Annotated in this window: 14 protein-coding genes; 7 read left to right on the top strand and 7 right to left on the bottom strand. The window is 48.7% G+C overall.

The features are described from left to right. Positions 1-189 precede the first annotated feature (189 nt). Positions 190-2,076, top strand: a complete 1,887-nt coding sequence (locus R8269_RS07050; protein WP_132936231.1) for a methyl-accepting chemotaxis protein — start codon at positions 190-192, stop codon at positions 2,074-2,076. Positions 2,077-2,193: 117 nt separating this feature from the next. Here R8269_RS07050 and fecE read toward each other — a convergent pair whose 3' ends face one another. The 6 genes from fecE to R8269_RS07020 form a co-directional block, all read right to left on the bottom strand. After that, a complete protein-coding gene (gene fecE / locus R8269_RS07045; RefSeq protein WP_054575393.1) occupies positions 2,194-2,958 on the bottom strand; it encodes a Fe(3+) dicitrate ABC transporter ATP-binding protein FecE in 765 nt (254 codons plus the stop codon). Between the two features lie 2 nt (positions 2,959-2,960). After that, positions 2,961-3,932 (bottom strand): FecCD family ABC transporter permease, encoded by a 972-nt coding sequence (locus R8269_RS07040; RefSeq protein WP_132936230.1) that lies wholly within the window; start codon positions 3,930-3,932, stop codon positions 2,961-2,963. Beyond that, entirely contained in the window at positions 3,929-4,888 is a 960-nt protein-coding gene (locus tag R8269_RS07035; protein ID WP_370687806.1) for a FecCD family ABC transporter permease, read from the bottom strand. Before R8269_RS07035 ends, R8269_RS07040 begins: the two co-directional genes overlap by 4 nt. A 74-nt stretch (positions 4,889-4,962) precedes the next feature. Continuing rightward, positions 4,963-5,886 carry a Fe(3+) dicitrate ABC transporter substrate-binding protein FecB gene (locus tag R8269_RS07030; protein ID WP_258476618.1) on the bottom strand — a complete coding sequence of 308 codons (924 nt, stop codon included), beginning with the start codon at positions 5,884-5,886 and terminating at the stop codon, positions 4,963-4,965. Positions 5,887-5,987: 101 nt separating this feature from the next. Then, positions 5,988-8,126, bottom strand: a complete 2,139-nt coding sequence (gene pvuA / locus R8269_RS07025) for a TonB-dependent siderophore vibrioferrin receptor PvuA (protein WP_054576556.1) — start codon at positions 8,124-8,126, stop codon at positions 5,988-5,990. Positions 8,127-8,246: 120 nt separating this feature from the next. Further along, complete coding sequence (locus R8269_RS07020; RefSeq protein ID WP_033906633.1) at positions 8,247-10,283, bottom strand: TonB-dependent receptor; 2,037 nt, start codon at positions 10,281-10,283, stop codon at positions 8,247-8,249. A gap of 250 nt (positions 10,284-10,533) precedes the next feature. Between R8269_RS07020 and R8269_RS07015 the strand changes: the two genes are divergently transcribed. Genes R8269_RS07015 through R8269_RS06995 form a run of 5 tightly spaced genes read left to right on the top strand, consistent with a single transcriptional unit; the run spans position 10,534 to position 17,782 of the window. Next, entirely contained in the window at positions 10,534-11,745 is a 1,212-nt protein-coding gene (locus R8269_RS07015) for an ATP-grasp domain-containing protein (RefSeq protein WP_213916992.1), read from the top strand. Next, positions 11,742-13,574, top strand: a complete 1,833-nt coding sequence (locus tag R8269_RS07010) for an IucA/IucC family protein (protein ID WP_206959516.1) — start codon at positions 11,742-11,744, stop codon at positions 13,572-13,574. Before R8269_RS07015 ends, R8269_RS07010 begins: the two co-directional genes overlap by 4 nt. Before the next feature lie 6 nt (positions 13,575-13,580). After that, entirely contained in the window at positions 13,581-14,786 is a 1,206-nt protein-coding gene (locus R8269_RS07005) for an MFS transporter (RefSeq protein WP_005374702.1), read from the top strand. After that, the gene (locus R8269_RS07000) at positions 14,758-16,587 is read left to right on the top strand and encodes an IucA/IucC family protein (protein ID WP_213880225.1); all 1,830 of its coding nucleotides are present in this window, start codon (positions 14,758-14,760) and stop codon (positions 16,585-16,587) included. The genes R8269_RS07005 and R8269_RS07000 overlap by 29 nt, the downstream gene beginning before the upstream one ends. Beyond that, complete coding sequence (locus tag R8269_RS06995) at positions 16,580-17,782, top strand: type III PLP-dependent enzyme (protein ID WP_258476619.1); 1,203 nt, start codon at positions 16,580-16,582, stop codon at positions 17,780-17,782. The genes R8269_RS07000 and R8269_RS06995 overlap by 8 nt, the downstream gene beginning before the upstream one ends. An 82-nt stretch (positions 17,783-17,864) precedes the next feature. Here the strand turns inward: R8269_RS06995 and R8269_RS06990 are convergent, their stop codons facing one another. Next, a complete protein-coding gene (locus R8269_RS06990; protein ID WP_017634511.1) occupies positions 17,865-18,311 on the bottom strand; it encodes a DUF302 domain-containing protein in 447 nt (148 codons plus the stop codon). 227 nt (positions 18,312-18,538) lie between these two features. Between R8269_RS06990 and R8269_RS06985 the strand changes: the two genes are divergently transcribed. Then, a complete protein-coding gene (locus R8269_RS06985) occupies positions 18,539-20,530 on the top strand; it encodes a U32 family peptidase (RefSeq protein ID WP_005374691.1) in 1,992 nt (663 codons plus the stop codon). Positions 20,531-20,544 lie beyond the last annotated feature (14 nt).

Genomic DNA, 20,544 nt, shown 5'->3' with positions numbered 1-20,544 from the left:
CCCAAATCCTTTTGCTTATTTGATGTAAAACTCAAATTCGCGACATGGAGTCAGTATTTATTTTGAGCAATAAAATATAATTATTGAACAGATTCGAATCTGACTTTCTGCTGCATATTCAACAGCGCAGAGAGCACTGATGAGAATAAAAACACAACAACTATTATTCAAAGATCTATTATTCGCTTTATGTTCAAAAATCTATCATTAAAAAACAAACTGGCAATCTCTGCCAGTGCCGCCATCATTCTAGGGGGAGTGCTGGTAGAGGGGCTGTCTTTTCGAGATTCATTAAACAGGCTCGATGTCGAAGTCGCACAGCGACTAGAAAGCACTAGCGCATCTTACAATCAATACGTAAAGGACTGGCTACTCTCTAAAGAGCGGGCACTAACTTCACTCTCTTCTGATTCAGAGAAACGTTCTCTGGTTACGCATTTGAAACAAGTCCGAGACTCTGGCGCGTTCGATAACGTTTTCCTCGCTTACCCGGACGGGTCACAAGACAACGCTAATGGGGTGGTTTTGCCACCAGGTAATAACGATCCTCGTAAGTGGGGTTGGTATACCAATGCAATCGCCAACCCATCGAAAGTCTTTATGGATAACCCAACCGTCGCAGCAGCCACGGGGGCTAACGTCGTGTCGCTCGGTAAAGCCTTGCAATTGCATGGTCAAACCGTCGTTCTGGGTGCTGACGTAGAGATCGGTGATATCCTGAACAGTCTGAACCAAGTGATCCTACCGGGTGCAGGTTATATGTTTATTGCCAATGAACAGGGCAATATTTTCACTCATAACAACGGTAAACTGCTGAATCAACCGGTTAGCAAGCTAGGCCTCAACAGCAACGACATTACGTCTGCCGCACGTTCAGGTACAGAGCGTCGCGTCTCTATTAACGGCACCGAATATGTGATTTACGCGCGCCACATAGAGGGTACCCAGCTCACAACAGTGACGGTGTTAGATCAAAACTCGTTGGTTGCCCCACTCTACGATGCTGTTTGGGATCAGATCATCGCAACCACCATCGTCGTCGTTATCTGTGTAGCTTTGTTTAATCTGCTATGTAACATCTTGTTCCGTCCGCTCTACAACGTTTCGAATGCGCTTGCACAAATCGCAAACGGTAGCGGCGACCTAACTCAACGCATCAAAGTAGAAAACCGTGACGAAGTTGGTGAGCTGGCTGAAAACTTCAACCAGTTCGTTGAAAGTTTGCAGCAACTTATTGGTCACATTCGTCACCAAGCGGAAGAACTGAGCCAACAATCGGAGCTGAGCACGACTCGCGCGAATCAATCGGTTTCCGATCTGAACCATCAGCAACAAGAAATCACTATGGTGGCGACCGCTGTGACTGAAATGGCATCGGCAACGCAAGAGATTGCAGCACATGCAGAGCAGACGGCTAAAGCCGCTCAAGACTCTTCAGCAAGCACACAAAATGGTCATGAGTTAGTGATCAACTCCAAGTCATCCATCAACAATTTGTCTTCTGAAGTCAACCAAGCGAGCGTTGTCATCGGCGAGCTCAACCAGCACGCGCAAGACATCTCAACCGTACTATCAACGATTCGAGACATCGCAGAACAAACCAACTTACTGGCTCTGAATGCGGCGATTGAAGCGGCGCGTGCAGGTGAACAAGGTCGCGGTTTTGCCGTTGTTGCAGACGAGGTTCGCGTGCTATCACAACGCACACACACCTCAACCGAAGAGATTCGCTCGACGATCGAGACTTTGCAGCAAACCACACAACGCGCTGTGACCATCATGGATACAAGCTCTCAGCTCGCGCAAGGTTCGGTGGAAGATGCAGATCGCGCAGCACTGGCTCTGGATGAAATCAACGCGGCCGTTGCGCTGATCAGCGATATGGCAACGCAAATCGCGACCGCCGCCGAAGAGCAAACGCACGTAACCAATGAAATCACGCAAAACGTCACGTCCATTAAAGATGTGACCGATCACTTGGTAGTTGGTGCCGAAGAATCGATGAATCAATCTGCTGAGCTGAAATCGCAAGCTGAGGATCTCAACTCGAAAGTGGCGACGTTTAAACTGGCTTAAACACCACATTAAGGACGCTCTTAAAAACAACAAACCCCGCTAGCAACTTTGTTACTAGCGGGGTTTGTTTTTATGGATCGACGTTTTTATTGCAGATAGCTTTCGAAAGACGTAAACCTACACCGCCACACACATCGGCGTGCCTGAGATTGGGTCATTAAATACTCTCGCTTGTAAATCAAACACCGATGCCAACATGCCTTCTGTCAGTACTTCTTGCGGCGTTCCCTGCGTGACTAACTGACCTTTTTCCAACACCACCAAATGATCGCAGTAACGGCACGCTTGGTTTAGATCGTGCAGCACTACCACCACAGTTTTGCCTTTGTCGTTCATCTGCCTCATGAGTTTCATCAGCTCAACTTGGTGAGAGAGATCCAAGTAAGTGGTTGGCTCATCAAGCATCACTACGTCGGTATCTTGCGCCATTACCATCGCAATCCACGCCCTTTGCCTTTGACCACCAGACAACGATTCAACTGGCTTGTCAGCAAACTCAATCACGCCAGTATCTTGCATTGCTTGCTCGACTAAGGTCTTGTCTTGTTGACTTAACCGGCCCCAATGAGAGAGATAAGGCGAGCGGCCATATTCGACCAGTTTTCTGACGGTAATACCTTCAGGACTGACAAGAATCTGCGGCAGCAAAGACAACGAACGCGCCAAGCGTTTATCCCCGTAGCTGCTTAGTGGTTTGTCGTCATACAACACTTGGCCAGAAGCGGGTTTATTGATGCGTACCAAGGTTTTTAATAGTGTCGATTTACCGCAACCATTTGGACCAACTAGTGCGGTAATTTTACCTTGAGGAATCGACAAAGAGAGATCCGGAATAATGGTCTGTTTGCCGTACGCGACGGATAAATTCTGCGTTCGTAACATGCTTACCAACCTCTATAACGATACAAAAGAAAAATGAAATATGGTGCGCCAATAACAGATGTTAGCACTCCCGCTGGTAGCTCAATTGGCGGCTGTAAGCCTCTCGCTAAACCATCGGCGCAAATCACCAACAAAGCGCCAAGGGTTGCAGAGGCTGGAATCAACAACTTGTGGTTGTGGCCAAACAGCAAACGCGCAAGATGCGGCGCAAGCAGGCCAACAAAGCTGATCGTGCCTGCCACAGACACACTGATGCTCGCCAATAGCACGGCAGCAATCAACGCAAGAATTTGGATCTGTCTTGGTTTCGTGCCAAGTGTAGTGGCACTTTCTTCTCCCAGTCCCATCACATCTAACCGCCATGCCAGCCAAAACGCCAATGGCAGTAGCAGCAATAGAGCACTACAAATAAACGGCACTTGTTGCCAGTTTCGTCCCCACAAACTGCCGGTTAGCCATACCATCGCCGTGTTGATTTCGATAGGGTGCACAATCAGAAGAAAATCGATACCGCTGGCTAAAAATGCGCTGACAGCAACACCAATCAGCGCCAAACGTGCAGGTGTTGGTTTTGACCAGTAAGCCAGCACAGCAATAAAGCCAGCAGCAAGCAAGCCTCCCGCCATGGCGACCATCGGCAACATTGCCACTGGCGCATTTGGATACAGCACCAAACAAGCGGTAGCCGCCAGTCCTGCTCCAGCGCTTATCCCCATTAAATCTGGTGAGGCAAGTGGATTACGGATGACGCCTTGCACTAAAACGCCTGACAGCCCCAACCCAGCGCCCACGCCAATGGCGAGCAACATTCTCGGCAATCGATATTGGTGAATCACAAAGTCCGAATCAGAGAAAGAAAACAGCAATGCAAAAACCTGTTGAGCCGACATGTTCGCCGCGCCAACAAACAGCGTGAGAGAAGACGCAATCAGCAACAATCCAACTAATGCAAACAGTTTGGTTTGATTCATCATGATGATTTCCTCATTGCAATCGCGATAAAGCAAGGTGTGCCCAACAGCGCGGTAATCACGCCCACTGGCGTTTCAGCCGGAAAAGCAATCGCTCGTGATAAAGCATCTGACCACGTCACCAATGCCGCGCCACACAAGGCGGAAACCGGAATGAGAATGTGATAGTTGTGACCAACAATTGGGCGTACCAAGTGCGGCACTAACAACCCGACAAAGCCAATTGGCCCAGCAATCGCTACGCTAGTTCCTGCCAACAGCACAACCGCTAAACCACTGATAAATCGCGTAAGACGAATGTTACCACCTAGCCCAACAGCAACTTCGTCCCCCAACGCGAGTAAATTTAAGTTTCGCGCTAAGCCCATGGCGAGCACCAAACCTAAAGTCGCAAAAGGCCACAGTTGCTGCCACTGTTCAGAATCTACCGCGGAGAGTGAACCCGTTAACCAATGCAACACGCTGTAAGCCATGTCATCCGCCAAAATTACCGACGCACGAGTTAACCCTATCAGCAGTGCACTGATGGCAATGCCCGCTAGCACTAAACGCAATGGGTGAGAACGCGCGGAAAAAAAACCGCCCAACAACATGACCGCACCACCACTTAGTAGCGCGCCGAGTACTGCGTTGATGATTGGGTTCAATTGACTAAAGAATGGTACGCCGATAGACGCCAAGGCCATAAAACAAGCCGCACCAGCATTAATGCCGAGAATGGATGGCGACGCCAAAGGGTTACGAGTTAATCCTTGCATCAGCACTCCGGATACCGCAAGCGAAGCGCCAATTAATAACCCAGCATAGGCACGAGGCGCACGCAGCGTCGCGAGGATTTGATGCAGCATATTGCCCTCATCAAACGCAAACCAATAGCTTGTCAGATCATTAACGCTCAAAGAAAAGTTGGACCAGCCAATCATTGAGGCTGCATAGCCTGAGAGCGTACACAACGCCATAGCACAGACAAACAAGCTCGCTTTCCAATGCGATTTGCTAACCGAAGACGCGCTTTCCGAGCTTATCGCCGAACTCATGAGCGCTCCAATAACGCTTCAAGATTGCGGGCAATTTCTTCCGCAGCCAACATGCCGCGATTTAACGACCACAGTTCAGGAGAGACCTCAACAAGTTGCTGTTTTTTCGCAGCGATTAGCAGCTTAAATAATGGGTTTTTGCGCCACTCATCCACAATATTTGGTTGAGAGTAAAGTCCAACTAACAACCAATCAGGGTTGGTTTTTAGTAAAAGTTCAAAACTGGTTGGGATATACGCTTTTTGCTCAGATGGAGCCAGCGGGCTTTGGATGCCCAGCGTACTCAAAACGCCCCCAGCGTAAGAAGCCGGGCTATGCAGCCACATCCCTTTGTCAGAAACCACACCAAACTGAATGGTTTCTTGTGTTGCAAAATGCTGTTTGAACTCCGCCATTGTCTGTTTGTGCTGCTCAATGCGTTGTGTCATTTTCGCTTGTTTGCCAATTGCCACGCCGATTTTCTGTGCAGATTCGAGGTTTTCTTGATATGTCTCACCACGACTTTTTAATAGCAAAGTTGGCGCAATTCGCTGCAAATCTTGATAAATAGCGCGATGACGTTCGGCATCGGCAATGATCATATCAGGCTTGAGCACCGCGATCGCCTCTAAACTCGGTTGTGAACGCATGCCGACCGATTGCCAAGGTTCAATCTTGGCGCGAACAGCAGGGATGACTCGTGTGACATCGTTGTCATCGGCGACGCCTACAGGTGAGACATCGACTGCCGCTAATGCATCGACAAACGAAAATTCTAAAACCACAATACGTTGAGGTATCGCTTCTAGCTCAAAAGTGCCTTGCTCATCTTGCACGCTGCGCGCCTGAGAAAATGCGCTAAATGACATCAAAGCTGAGCTCAACAGCATCAGCAAAACTGTTGAAAAGTGTTTGATCGTAAATTGTTTTTTATTTTTCATCTTGCTTTTTTCCAGTGCTAAGAGTTTTCCATTACCTAAGATCGGCAAAGTCGCCAAGGTAAATTGGCGACTTTTCTTTTCAAACTCGGTGAACGAAACGCTTAAAACTGATAGTTCAGATCCAGTGTGTAAGAGCGTCCCGGAGCTGGGTACCGACCAACTGGGCTTGTATCAATCCCGCGGAAGTAATACTCCTCGTCAAACAAGTTGTTCACCGCAACATTCATGCGTAACTTGCCTTTGTCGTCTTTGTATAAATCCGTCCCCAAGTTGAAGTTCCACACCATGTAAGATGGTACTTTACCCGTTGCGCCAGTTGCATCTTCGGCACTGGTGTTGGCGTTATCGGTATACGAATCACTAAAGTAGAAGCCCGATAGCGTGGTGTCCATGCCGTAAAATGCGTAGGTTGCATCCCAACCAAGCTGATGCTTAGAGGTGTAAGGCAGTTGATTACCTTTATTCGCGCCTTCTTCTTCAAGCGTAGCGTCTAGATAGTTGTAGCTTGCGCCTAAACTCAGTGCAGGTAGTGCTTCAGGCACGTAACGAGCAGAAAGCTCTATGCCTTGGTGAAGTGTTTTTCCGATGTTATCGAAGGTCTGCGTTGAGCTTTGCCATTGCAATTGATCTTCAAAGTCGATGCGATAAAGTGCAGCGTTAAAGCTGGTCGCATCTTGGGTGTAACGCGCGCCGACTTCGTAGTTCCAAGCCAGTTCGCTACCTTCTTCACCCAAACCTCGGATGTAGGCAATTTGTGGCGCACGAAGTGATTTTTGCGCGTTCGCATACGTCACCCACTGGTCAGTTAAGTTGTATGCCACCGTCAAACCTGGCAACCATTCCGTCACGGTGTTGTCTGCCGTTTGTTTTTTACCACGATCGGTAAACGTCATTCGAACCGACTCAACACGCAACCCAGGCGTTACCTTCAATGTATCATTGAACAAACCAATTTCGTTGCTAACGTATCCAGCAAACGCGTCCGTATCTAGATGCCAATCACGCGGAACGCTGGTTGCACCACCGGCGATTGGAGTCTGAGTGAGTTTGTAGTCAATGTCTTCATTAACATAACGGGTACCCACGATCCAGTTTTGAGTAACGGATTTACCTTCGCCAAAGTACATCGCCATTTTTGGCTCTATACCATACACGGTAAATTCACGTGGAGAGGTACGAACGTCCGTCGCTGGCAGAGCCGGATCCGCCCAATGGCCACCCGCGCTGTTAAAGCCCCACTTGAAAAGACGCTCTGACTTATGGCCAAACGTTAGCACTTCTAGCTCGGCACTGTCGGCAAATGGCAAATCGTGGATGTACTTAACACTCCAGCGCGTCGACTTACCTTCATAATCATCGTAAGGACGTTTCGATTGGTGACGATCTTGCTCGTAATCTTGTGGCGAAAGTGCGCCCGGCATTTGCGTTTCAGCATCGTAACGTTGCAGGAATGCTTGAATCTCTTGAGTGTCACTCAGTAGCCACTGTGCTTTGGCTTGGAAGTTCTTCACGTCCGTATCGGAATGTTCACGGAAGCTTTCACCTTTTAGGAAGTTACCTTCCAACTGTAGTGCAAATGTGTCGCTTAACCAGCCGCCCGTGCGTAGGTAAAAATCATTCAGCGGCGCATCACCGCCATCAAAAACGGTAAGGCGGTTACTGATTTCAGTTTGCCACGTGTGTGGAATCGGTTTGGTCACTAAGTTGATCACACCACCGACGTTGTTTGGGCCGTACTGTACTGCGGCACCACCGCGTACAATGTCAATACGATCAAGCATCGACAGTGTTGCTGGGAAGATAGACTGACCAGTGTGACCATATGGCGCAAGTGTTAGCGGTACACCATCCATCAAGAACTGAGCATGACCACTACGGCTTGCTTTCAAACCACGTACGGAAATGTTAGGCAATACGCCCGTTCCGCTTTCATCCTGAACTTTAATACCCGGCACGCGCTGTAGCGCGTTATCAATCGAGCCTGCGGCGGTTTTCTCGATTTGATCGCGGGTAATGACGGTACGAGCACCTGGGTACTCTTTGACGTCTTCAATTTCAGATTTACCAATCACGCTACCAGTGACAACGACGGTTTCCATCGTGGTAGTTTGTTCTTTTTTAGCAGGAGCAGCAACCGCGCTCATGGATGTGGCAGAAGCGATTGCAATCGCAAGCACACTGTAAGTGGTAGACAAACCAGCACGTACACGCACTTTACCATCCAAATTCTGGTAAGACATTAAGATCTCCTTTGCGAGAAATTGAGCCTCGGGCAGAATACATCCCGTAGGCTCTAGGGGCTAAACATCCTCAATATGAGGCAAAAATCGGCTAACAGGCGCTAACTACGCACAAAAAGCCTAGAACTGATATCCGTAGCTGAGCATGAACTCGGCTGGTGCGCCGTAGCCAATCTGGTTTAAGCCAGACGTGCCGTTTGTTGCGCCAAGAATGTATTTCTCATCCAAAATGTTGTAAGCGTTCGCTTGGATTTTGTGACGACCAGTGGTGTACGCCGCCATCAAATCCACCGTTGTGTAATCGCCAAGTGCGACGGCTTCGTCGTTACCTGCGTAACGGTCGCCCACGTACTTCACACCACCGCCTAAACGCCAGTTGTCATCCAATTGGTAAGTGCTCCAAAGAGAGAACAAGTGGTCTGATACATCGTTAGGCTTTTTGCCTGTGGCTTTGTCTTCCGCATCTAAGTAGCTGTAACCAACAGAGATGTCCCACTGTTTGGTGATTTGGCCGCGAGCCTCTAATTCAATGCCTTGGTGACGCACTTCAATTTTATCGATCACATCGCCGTCCACGTTAGTTTGTGGTTGCTCTTGATCAATCTGGAACAGTGCCGCATTCAACATTAATGCGTTATCCAAAAGGTACGCTTTCGCACCCACCTCTTTTAAGTCGGTGTGGAAGAATTCCGCCAATTTTGGATTGATGTAGATACCAGCGTACGGTAACTGCCAAGAGCGCGCTAAACTGGCGTATACGGATGTGTCGGAATTGATGCGGTATACCAAACCAGCACGGTAGCTGACTTTGTCATCATCCAACTTTTCCTTATCTGAGCCCGCTTTTTGTTGTTCGAGCTCCATCGAGTCGTAACGCACGTTACCGATCAAAGAAAGGTCGCCCCACGTATAGACGTCTTGCACATACAAACCTGTCGTGGTGGTGGTATTGTCACGAAATGGCTTAAAGCCCGGATCAGGCGTTGGACCAACGACTGGGTCGTATATATTTTGCGGAGGAAGCGTTTTGTCACTTGCCAACGTTAGGTCGATATCGATCTGGTTGAAATCTGCACCCACCATCAATTGATTGTCCCTGGTTTCCCAAACCAACTCAGATTGTAAAGTGGTCGTAGTACGTGGATCGTAACCAAAGTTGTTGACGGTTTGAGACACTTCATTACCCGTCACTTTGCCCTGACGCGTGCCTTTTTGCTCAAGTTCGATATGGTTGAACGCCGCTCGGTTGTTCCATACCCATTGATCATTCAGACGCCATTCGTAATCCACCGCAATACGGAGACTGTCTGACTCCTGATAGTCGTTTGTGCCGCCAAAGTAAGTGCTTACTGGCAAATCAACTGGCTTGCCATTTTTTGATGGCACACCACGATACGGCACTAGTTCTTGATGGGCGTATTCCACGTCAATATCAATGGTGTGACCGTCCGCTGGTAACACACGAATGGTCGGTGCAATGAAGAAATCGTTTGAATCAACATGATCAACGTACGAGTCGGCTTGACGGTATTCCAAGTTAATACGCCCGTTGACCTTATCTGTAAACGCCATTGAGCTGTCGACCTGACCAACATACTGGTTGTTGCTGCCTACACTACCGTTTACGTGAGTAAAATTCTCACCGTTAGCGCGTTTCGTCACCAAGTTGATGATGCCCCCAGCCGAACCGCGGCCATACAAAGCACCCGCAGGGCCTTTCACAATTTCAACGCGTTCAACGTTCGCTAAGCTGCGGTAAGACTGCAACGTACCGTCATCTCGCAAGCCATCACGGTACATATCGTTGAGTGAATCAAAACCACGGATCATGAACTGATCGCGGCTGCCTTCGCCCAAGGTGTTATTGACCCCGGCTACCCCATCTAGCGCATCCACTAAACGCACCGCGCCTCGGTCTTGCATTTCTGTTTTCGTTACTACGGATACCGCTTGTGGCACATCAAGCCATTCCACATCGGTTTTGGTGCCTGATTGAGGCATGTGTTCAGCATAACCTTCGTACTGATGACCGAAGACTTGAATCGTTTCAGTTGCTGATGAGGTTGAGTTCGTCTCTTCTGAAGCCACTGCGCTTGGTGCTACTAATGAAGAACCAATCGCGACCGCCAAGGGGGTCAGGGTCAATAATTTATTCATTCCATAATTCCGTTTAGTTGTTATAAAGCCAACGGATGGAAATAAGAACAAATATTATTTCTATTTGCAATATTAATTTTATGCTCTATATTTATTTACCCTAAAAACACAACTAACAACAAAAAAAACCAAATATCATAACAATAAATACTAAAACTTCTGCCCTCCGTCTCGAGAGAGGCACATTGGAAGACGACCGTGAGCGACTTTATCAACGTTAGAAGAAAATGTTAGAAAATTAGGAAAGCTCATGAAATCTACGATGATTATCGTAAGTCATGTCGTTAACGATGCAGTCACTCACGGCTTTGTGCCTGCAGCTAAAGCGATGGACCTTCACGTCGTTCTTATCACCGACCACAAGCTAAGCCATTTAGAGCTGGCGAGTCGTGATAGTCACTTTAATCCGGATACCATTCTAGAATGTGATGTCTTCAACCCATTAGAACTCATCGAAACCATCACGGAGCATGAATTAAAGCCAGACGCTATTTTCAGCAATAGTGATCACTTACAAACTTCCACCGCCATCTGCGCGCAATTTTTTGGCCTCCCATCCAAAGATTGGTCTGTCACGTTAAAGGCCAAAAACAAACACTTAACTCGACAGGTGTTAAATGAAAAATCCTTACCCAACACACAAAGCTGTTTGCTGCATCGCCATTCGAATGTGGCATTAGGCATGGCCTTCCCTGTCGTAGCAAAACCCAAAGAAGGCGTGGCAAGTTTAGATGTACAGCGCTGTGACTCCCAAAGCGAGCTCGATGCTTACTGCGAGGCGTTTTGGCAAAAGCACCCAAACGCCGCCATTCTGGTGGAGCAGTTTCTTCAAGGACCGTTGGTTACGCTCGAAACTTTAGGAGACGGTAACCAACTTATCGCCGTGGGCGGTTTTGATGTGTCGCTCTCTGAGCCGCCTTACTTTATCGAAACCGCCGCAGACTGGAACGGACCAAACGGCATTGCTCACCGAGAAGCTTGCTTGGCTCAACTGAAAGCGTTCGGCGTTGGTTTTGGAGTTTGCCACAGCGAATTTATTATTACGGAAAATGGCCCGGTTCTGGTGGAAATTAACTACCGCAGTATTGGAGATGGCCGCGAATTCTTGCTCAACAATCTCGCTCCCTTCGGTTGGTTTAGCACGATTTTGGGTCTGCATCTGGGTCGAAGATTGGACGGCGATTACCAAATTCATGGGTCAGCGCACGTGCACTACGTAGTTGCGGAACACAGTGGTGTGATTGACGGAGGTTCGACGTCGTTCATCCAACACGATGACGATATCATCACCCAGCAACAGGTACTAAAAACCGCTGGAGAACACTTCCAACAGAGTTATTCCAATAAGGATTATCTCGCCCGAATTTCGATTGTCTCACCATCAGGGCGAAACCTCGACCAAGCGCTGCAGAACGCGCTTAGCAATTTCGATCTAGCTCCGACTCGTGAGGTGGCAGCATGAATGACAACGCTTTGTATCTAACGCAACGATTGATCGACACTTGCTTGCGCGAAGACATGTTTGGCATTTTGTCGAAGGCCAAGTTCAGTAGAGACGCGCCAAAAGGGGTAATTGTTCCTCAAGACGAGCAAGTCTGGCTGATATTTGCCAACTCTGATTTCACGTTGTATTTACCTGTTGCGCCAACGTATTACATGCAGCACTGGCGCTACGGTCACGCCAATGACGAAACACCACCAGGTTGGTGGGTGGAGAAAAATGGCCAAGTCGAGCATCAACAGCATTACAAAGAGTGGATTGCGCTACTAACGACACTGGCGCACGAGAGCTCTCACGAGTTGCTGGCGGGATACCTTCAAGAACTGGAATGTGCAGAGAAACACAAAGCGCTGTGTGACCAAGCGTTTCATCATCATGCAGACCACATTTCTCAACCAATATCCGAGCTTGGTTCTTGGCATCAAAAACTGCTGCTAGCCGACCAGATCGCTTCTTACCTTGACCACCCGTACTATCCAACTGCGCGGGCGAAGTTTGGCCTGAGCGATGAAGACCTTGCTAAGTACGCGCCCGAGTTCGCACAAAGCTTTGCTCTGCATTGGATTGCGATTGAAAAATCACTGGTGACATTAACCAGCGGACAACCTGATTGCTGGCCAACAATGGAGCAAGTGGGGCTTCCTGCTGATTTTGCACTGAGCCACGTTCTGTTCCCTGCACATCCGCTCACCCTGCGATCTTTAGAAGCCTTACCCGAAGGTGTGATAGAAGCGCCTTTAACGTATCTAGACGTGACGCCGACGCTTTCCGTTCGTACTGTGGTCGTCAACGAGGCACCGCACATTCACATCAAGGTTCCGCTGATCATGCGATCGCTAGGCACGAAAAATATTCGCTTAATCAAGCCTTCAACACTGTATGACGGCCACTGGTTTGAACGCCTACTCAGCCACCTTGAACAAACGGACGCCGACTTAAACAGTCGCTTGTTCCATTGCAACGAAAAACACGGTGGACACATCGGCGATGATAAAACCTTCGCGTACATCGTACGTGAGTACCCACTTACTCATTGCGAAGACAAAGCGTTAGTTCCGGTTGCAGCACTAGCAAGCCCAATGCCTGACGACCGCTTGTTCTTAGAACATTTGGCAGAACATTACTATCAACAAGATACGCTGGCGTGGTTCCAAGATTACGTCGATCTATTATGCCAAGTGCACCTCACCTTGTGGCTTCGTTATGGCATCGCATTGGAGTCCAACCAGCAAAACGCCATCGTTGCATTTGATCAACAGGGCAGAATGACGCTCGCGATGAAAGACAACGACGCGGCGCGAGTTTGGCCAGAGCGCTTCCGCTTTGCAACAGACCATGCTGCCGAAAAACACGGCGCAAAAACAATTCCAGTGGATTGCGATGAACTGCTCGACCAACGCATCAAAGTCGACAATGAATTGGCGCTCGGTCAGATGTTTACCACCATCACACTGCAACTGGATATCGCAGCGATTGTAGAATCTATGGCAGCGAAGGGCATTGCCTCTTCAGCATCGCTTTACGCCATCGTGGCCAAAAGCATTGCAGAGCAACTCAACCGATTGGAAGGCGAAGGGTTAGAGACAAAACTGGCACGCGAGTTACTGCAAGAGGCGCCTGATTTGTACGCCAAGTACTTGTTGAGCTCTGGCAGTTTGCTCTCGAAAGAAGCCTCCGGCGCGAGTGACATCAATAAGTTCTATGGTTTGTCGGCTCCGAACTTCTTGCTGCTTTCTAACGAAGAAGCGCAACGCGCCTACTTAGAAGCCATCAAAAAAAGCGTACGTTAAACGATTATGACCAAACTCATCTACAGTGTGTTGTTGTGCCACTTTATCGCTGCGTTTGCCGCGTTAGGTATGCCGCTATTTCTACCCGTCGTGTTGCCAACGTTAGGCGCAAGCATTGATGCGGACTGGGCAGGGGTATTGTTTATCCTACCTACGTTTTGTACTGCGTTGGCGGCGCGATTTTGGGGCAACTTTGCCGATCGCTACGGTCGCCGCCTCTCACTCTTGCGTGCGCAACTTGGCCTTGCAGCAGGGTTTGCGCTGTGCGGCTTGGCAGACAACCTCGCCATGTTTGTGTTTGGTCTTATTGTTCAAGGAACCTTTGGCGGCACCATGGCCGCCTCGAACAGCTACTTATCTAGTCAAATTAAAGAAGCCAAAACACTCGGCAAGTCACTCAATAAAACCCAACTATCTGCTCGCTTGGCGCTGATCGTTGCGCCCATTGGGCTCGGCTGGAGCTTGTCAGAGACCAACCCGCTCAACGCGTACCTGTGGTTATGCGTTTTGCCTTTAATTGCTATGGGCATCACGCTAACACTGCCAGCGGATAAACCCGCCGACCAAAACCTCGAAAAGCCAAACTCAGAACCTCAGCAAGAAAAACCGGTTGCACAGAAAAACGCAATGCATGCCATTCGTTGGATCTTCTTTGCTCAATTCGGGTTTGCGTTTTCTATGGTGGTGACCTTTCCTTACTTCTCGCCGTTTGTGCAGCAATATGGCATCACTAACCACGCATGGATCGGTTTTTTGTACGCACTGCCGCATGGCGTCTATCTGTTGCTGGCAGGAAAAATTCACGTGTTGTCAGATGGGTTGAATCGCCATCAACCGCTGCGCACGTTGTGGCTTGGGTTTGCATTGCTTGCCGTGAGCTCTGCCTTGCATTTGATTGCGTCCGAAACCGCACTCATTGCTGCGAGAATTATCTTCGGCATCGCGATGGTGTGTTGTTATCACGGATTGCATCAGCATCTTGCGAGCAATCTGGATCGCAAACTCAGTGGCAAAGTATTTTCTCGCTTTGATGCCATGTCCAAATGGGGTGGCGTGGCAGCGGGATTTTGCGCTTCTTTCATTTCTAGCTTGGGGCTACTTGAGGTCCCTTTCCTACTTTCTGCGATAGTCAGCGTAATCACCTTGATCGCGCTGGTTCTCCATTCAAAATTTGGAAATCAACATGTTACAAACTCAATCCTCTCAGACTAGCGAGTTGCGCGCGCATGAGGTGCAGCTCAATCGTGAGAAAGCCCAACTCAACACGATAATGGGTGTTCTTAATTGTTACTTACGTGAATTTGCACTGCCGAATCAACAAGTGGAATGGCACTACCAATCAACATCGCTACCCCAAACGTTAAAACGCAACTATTCCGCCAAGCAGCAGGTAGCCGTTCATCTTTCTCAACAAAATGGCGTGCTGGTTTTGCCGATTCACTACGCGAGCAAACTGGGCAAAATCAAATTGGCAGAACTGCCGTGGGCGAAAATGCCGGGATCTGGTTGGGCGAAATTGGATGCCACGCAAACTCTTACGCTTTTGCTTAACTATCTCAAGCAGGTATTGGCGATCCCATTTAACCATGAGCTGATCGAACAACTGGAAAATAGCGTGCTGGTTACCGAGCAGTTTCTCAACGTCGCGCCCAAATCGCATCACAACGAGTTTATCGCTTCGGAACAGTCTCTGATTTGGGGGCATACTTTCCATCCGACCCCAAAAAGTCGTTCGGGCGTCACCATGGATGATCTCTTGGCGTTTTCTCCAGAAGTCGGCGCGCAAGTCCCGCTGTACTGGTTTGAAGTGGATACGTCCTTACTTGATGTGCTGAGTTCCGACGGAGAAGCTAACCCTGCTCAGCACATGCTACAACAGCTCGCGCCACAACACGCCACCAGCAATGGGAAGACCCTCTACCCTTGTCATCCTTGGGAAAGCTACACCATTTTGAGCAACCCAAGCGTGAAGCGTGCCATTGAACAAGGCATGATCACGCCACTGGGTTTAGGTGGTGAAAAGATGCAGCCGACCTCTTCAGTTCGTACCCTCTACCACCCAGATATGGATTGGTTTGCGAAATTCTCCATCAACGTACGATTAACCAATTGCGTGCGCAAAAACGCGTGGTACGAACTCGACAGCGCCGTGCAGCTCACGTCGATTCTCAAACCAATTCGAGAAAACGAACAGCTGCACAACCCCGTATTTAAAGTGATGACAGAGCCTTACGCCACCACATTGAATCTAGAAAGTGTCGCTGAGCGTAATTGGGATGACAACACCAAAGCGCGCGAATCGTTTGGGATTTTGTATCGCGAAAATTTCTCGCTGAGCGAAGTCGATATCTTAAAACCAACCCTCGCTGGCGCTCTGTTTGCTTACGACAAAAACGGCAACAGTTGCATTGCTCAACGCCTTAAAAACAAAGCGCGTACTACGCAAAATCGCTATTCCGACATCGCGACACTGTGGCTTGAGCGCTATTTGCATTGCCTAATTCCGGGCGTGTTTAATTACTACTTCAAACACGGGGTGGCGTTTGAGCCGCATTTGCAAAACACCTTGATTGGCTTTGAGCAAGAGATGCCGTGTTGTGTTTGGATTCGTGATTTGGAAGGCACTAAATTACTGCCAGAGTTCTGGCCAGCAGAAACATTAACTGATTTGTCTGAACGCGCGCGACAATCGGTTTACTACAGTCGCGAACAAGGCTGGAATCGCATCGGATACTGCACCTTTATCAACAACATCAGCGAAGCGATTTTCTTCATCGCAGAAGGTGATGAGCCACTAGAGCAAACGCTATGGAATGCGGTGCAAAGTGCCATTGTGCGTTGGCAATCAGTGAATGGAAAACAGCCGGAACTAGAAGCGTTGCTGAATGGCGGTCACTTCCCGAGCAAAAATAATTTCACCACGCGTTTGATGCAAAAAGCCGATAAGGAGTCGGGCTATACCCAAGTCGCCACGCCTTGGCAGCAACACGAAAAAGGAGCGCAACATGTCTAATTCCCTCTCTCTACCGACACGCGTTAGCCAACAAGTTCACACACTCGCACAGCAGCAAAGTCAACCCTTGTGCGCATACGTGTATGACCTAAGCGCCTTAGAAGAACACATCAAACAACTGCGTCACGTTTTGCCGAGAAATGTCGAGCTATTTTACGCAGCCAAAGCCAATCCATCGGGCCCGATTCTTAAAACGCTCGCGCCGTATGTCGATGGTTTTGAAGCGGCATCTGGCGGGGAGTTGACACACCTCCACCAGCAACAACTCGATAAGCCATTGATCTTCGGTGGCCCCGGAAAAATGCTAAGTGAATTGCAACAAGCGATTGAGCTTGATGTTGATGCAATTCATGTCGAAAGCCTCACCGAGCTACAACGCATTGGAGCACTAACCGAGCGCCTCAACCGCCCTGCTTCGATCTTTTTGCGTATGAACATCGATATTGGCGACATCACGCTCAGCAAGTTGGCGATGGGTGGCAAGCCGACTCCATTTGGCTTGGACGAGTCCGAGCTGAGTAATGCTTTGATGTTGCTGCGCGATTTCCCGCAAGTGTCACTCAAAGGCTTCCATTTTCACTTGATGTCGCATCAGCTCGATGTTGAACGTCACTTAGCGTTAATGCAGCGCTATTTCCAAGTCGTGAAAACGTGGCAGCAGGAGTTCGAACTCAGTGAGCTGATGATCAACTTGGGCGGCGGCATGGGGATTAACTACCAAAACCCTGAGCAACACTTTCCGTGGATGGAGTTTTGCGACAAGTTGGAATTCCTCATCGCCAAAGAGCAAGTGCAAGACTGGACACTGCGTTTTGAATGCGGACGTTTCATCACGGCGGCATGCGGTTATTACGTGATGGAAGTACTGGATATTAAGAAAAATCTTGGCGAAAACTTTGTCATCGCGCGCGGAGGAACTCACCACTTCCGCACGCCAGCGGCGCAGAGCCATGATCATCCATTCGTCATCCTGAAAAGCGAGCAACACCATGAGATTTCTCATCCAATTCAGCATGCACAAGCGACCTTTGTCGGCCAGCTTTGTACGCCCAAAGATGTGCTGGCACGCAATCAACACGTCGCCCACGTCGATATTGGTGATTACGTTGTGTTTACCTTAGCGGGCGCCTATGCGTGGAACATCTCCCATCAAAACTTCTTGATGCATGAACCGCCGATCTTCCACTATTTTTAAACGGCATACTTCGCTTCATTCAAGCCCCAATCATTGGGGCTTTTTTATTCTTCAACATAACAAGCAGCCCTAATACTGCACCCTACTTCGCCGCCGCGTGGGTTAAATTGCCCAGCACGCCGCTGATTTTGTTCAATACCTCGTCACAGCCTTCAATATGATGGCGCTGCTTTAAATACATCGGATCGTTGTAAGCTAACCACGTTTTGCCTTCAGCATCTTCATACACCAACACTTTTTGGGGTAAATCGAGCGCCACCTCCTGCGCACAGATCATCAGTGGTGTGCCCACTTTAGGGTTTCCAAACACGATAACTTCAGTTGGTCGCAACGTCATATCGACTTTCGTGGCATTCTCTTGATGGTTAATGCGCGCAAAGACGTTCAACCCTTTTTCTTGCGCGATAGCGACAAATTTATCCGCCGTATCTTTTGCTGAATGTGTGCTCGCAACGGTTACCACGCCCTCACCAGCCAACGCACTCAATGACGTCAACGCCACGACCAACCCGATGATTACTTTTTTCATTTGTCGTCCCTTCCTCTCTCTGAGTCGAAAACTAGATATAGAAAAACCAAGTGTAGGAAAACTATAGAAGTCAGATTCCGCTATCGCGAATTGCACTCTACCCACTCAAGAGTCGACCGTGTAACACGGATAAATTGATTCAGATTAATAAAGCATTAACTAGCCGAGCATCAAAAGCGTGAAATACGTAACATTTGCAGCCTATTTTAGTAAGAAAGAGAAAAGTAGTGACACGCGATCAATTTGAGTTATTAGCACCCGGTGGTGATTTAGATTCCATCAAAGCCGCCATTGCCGCTGGCGCCGATGCAATTTACTGTGGGCTCGACCGCTTCAATGCTCGTAACCGAGCGACCAACCTCACCTTAGATAACTTAAATGGCGTGTTAACGTTGGCCCATCAGCACAGCTGTAAGATTTTCCTAACGTTGAATGTGCTGATTTTAGAAAGTGAAATTCCAGCGATTGTTCGCTTGCTCAGCCAACTGAACACCACCAAAATCGATGGCGTGATCGTACAAGATCTCGGTCTGGCCTACATTCTCAAACATCACTTTCCCGATTTGGATGTGCACGCTTCAACGCAACTGAACACGCATAACGAAGGCCAAATCCTCTTTCTCAACCAGCTCACCGCAAGCCGAGTAAACTTATCTCGCGAACTTAACATCAGTGAGATAAAACATCTGGCGCAATTTGGTCGCGAGCACAACGTAATGATGGAAGTGTTTGTCCACGGCTCATACTGCATCGGATTCTCCGGAATTTGCTACATCAGTTCCGCTCGCAATGGCGCATCAGGTAACCGTGGACGCTGTAGCCAACCTTGTCGCGAACAGTACGAAACGACCAAAACAGGCAACAACTACCCACTCAATATGAAAGACAACTCCGCCTTTGGGGACTTGGAAGCGCTTGCCGATGCTGGCGTGTATTCATTAAAAGTGGAAGGGCGAATCAAGAAATCGCACTACGTCTATACCGTGGTCGACAATTGGCGCCAGCAAATCGATCGCTTGTGCGAGGGTTTGGAACTCTCTGAAGACACCACAGAGTTATACACGGTGTTCAACCGTGATTTCTCCAACGCATTTTTGCAAGGTGATTTCGGCAAGGCGATGTACATCGACAACCCGCGCGACCATGCTGTAAAGCATTTTTCGAAGGTTTACCAATGCCAGTCTGCTGATGATGTACAAGCGGTGAAAAAGAAACTCTACGATGACAAAACCGCGATCATTGAGAAAGTGGCAGAGCAAACTAAGTCGTTCGATGTCACTTCAACACAAGTATCCGGCAGCAGCTTGAAAGGGTCGATTGATGTGCCAACTCTGCCAACGTTACCTCAACCAGAACCTCGCCAAGGTGCGCCAAAATTATCGGTTCTGATCTCGTCAGCACAAGAAGCCATGCTGTGCGAATACCACGACGTTGATGTTTACTATCAATTGCCAATGGGATTGTCTGGTGAACTGAGCGCGATGATTGAATTGTTCCAAGCCAACCCAATGCTCAAACCTTGGTTCCCAGCCATTTTGATTGGCGAAGACTACCACGCCGCGCGCGTATTTTTGGAAACCATCCAACCTGAGTTGTTGATCACCAACAACTCAGGTGTCGGCATGATCGCAAAAGAGCTCGGCTTAGGCTGGGTGGCAGGCCCACAACTGAACACGGTGAACTCATACGCGTTTAAATGCCTTCAAGACGAGTTCGCGGCAAGTGGCGCGTTTGTTTCTAACGAGCTGAATATGAAGCAGGTGCGTCACATAAAGCGTCCGAAAAACATGCGCAGCTTCTACAGCATTTATCACCCGAACACTCTACTCACGAGCCGCCAATGTTTGTTTCAACAAACCGAAGGATGCCGTAAGGTGAAGGTCAACAAAAGTTGTTTGAAACGCTGTGACAAACGCACGTCTATCATCAACTTAAAAGACAATCCTTACTTGGTGCAAAAACAAAAAGGCAGCCACAATTCAATCTACAGCGAGCACAACATCTTAAACCTGCAAGTGCTGCACGATCTGCCGCAATTGTTTACCGATGTGTTGATCGATCTGCGTGATATCCAGACCGAAACGAAAGTCTCAGCAAGCAAACCTGAGTTGATTGACGCGTTCTTAGCTCTACTTGAAGAACACAGCGAACAAACCGTCCAAACGCTGAATGCCATGATTCAACCAACAGCCAACGCGCAGTATTTAAAGGGGTTGTAGGAGTTACTTGAAAG

The organism is Vibrio sp. Vb0667 (assembly GCF_033391095.1).
Note: the sequence above shows the minus strand (reverse complement) of the source record. Positions and strands in the feature narration are given on the sequence as shown.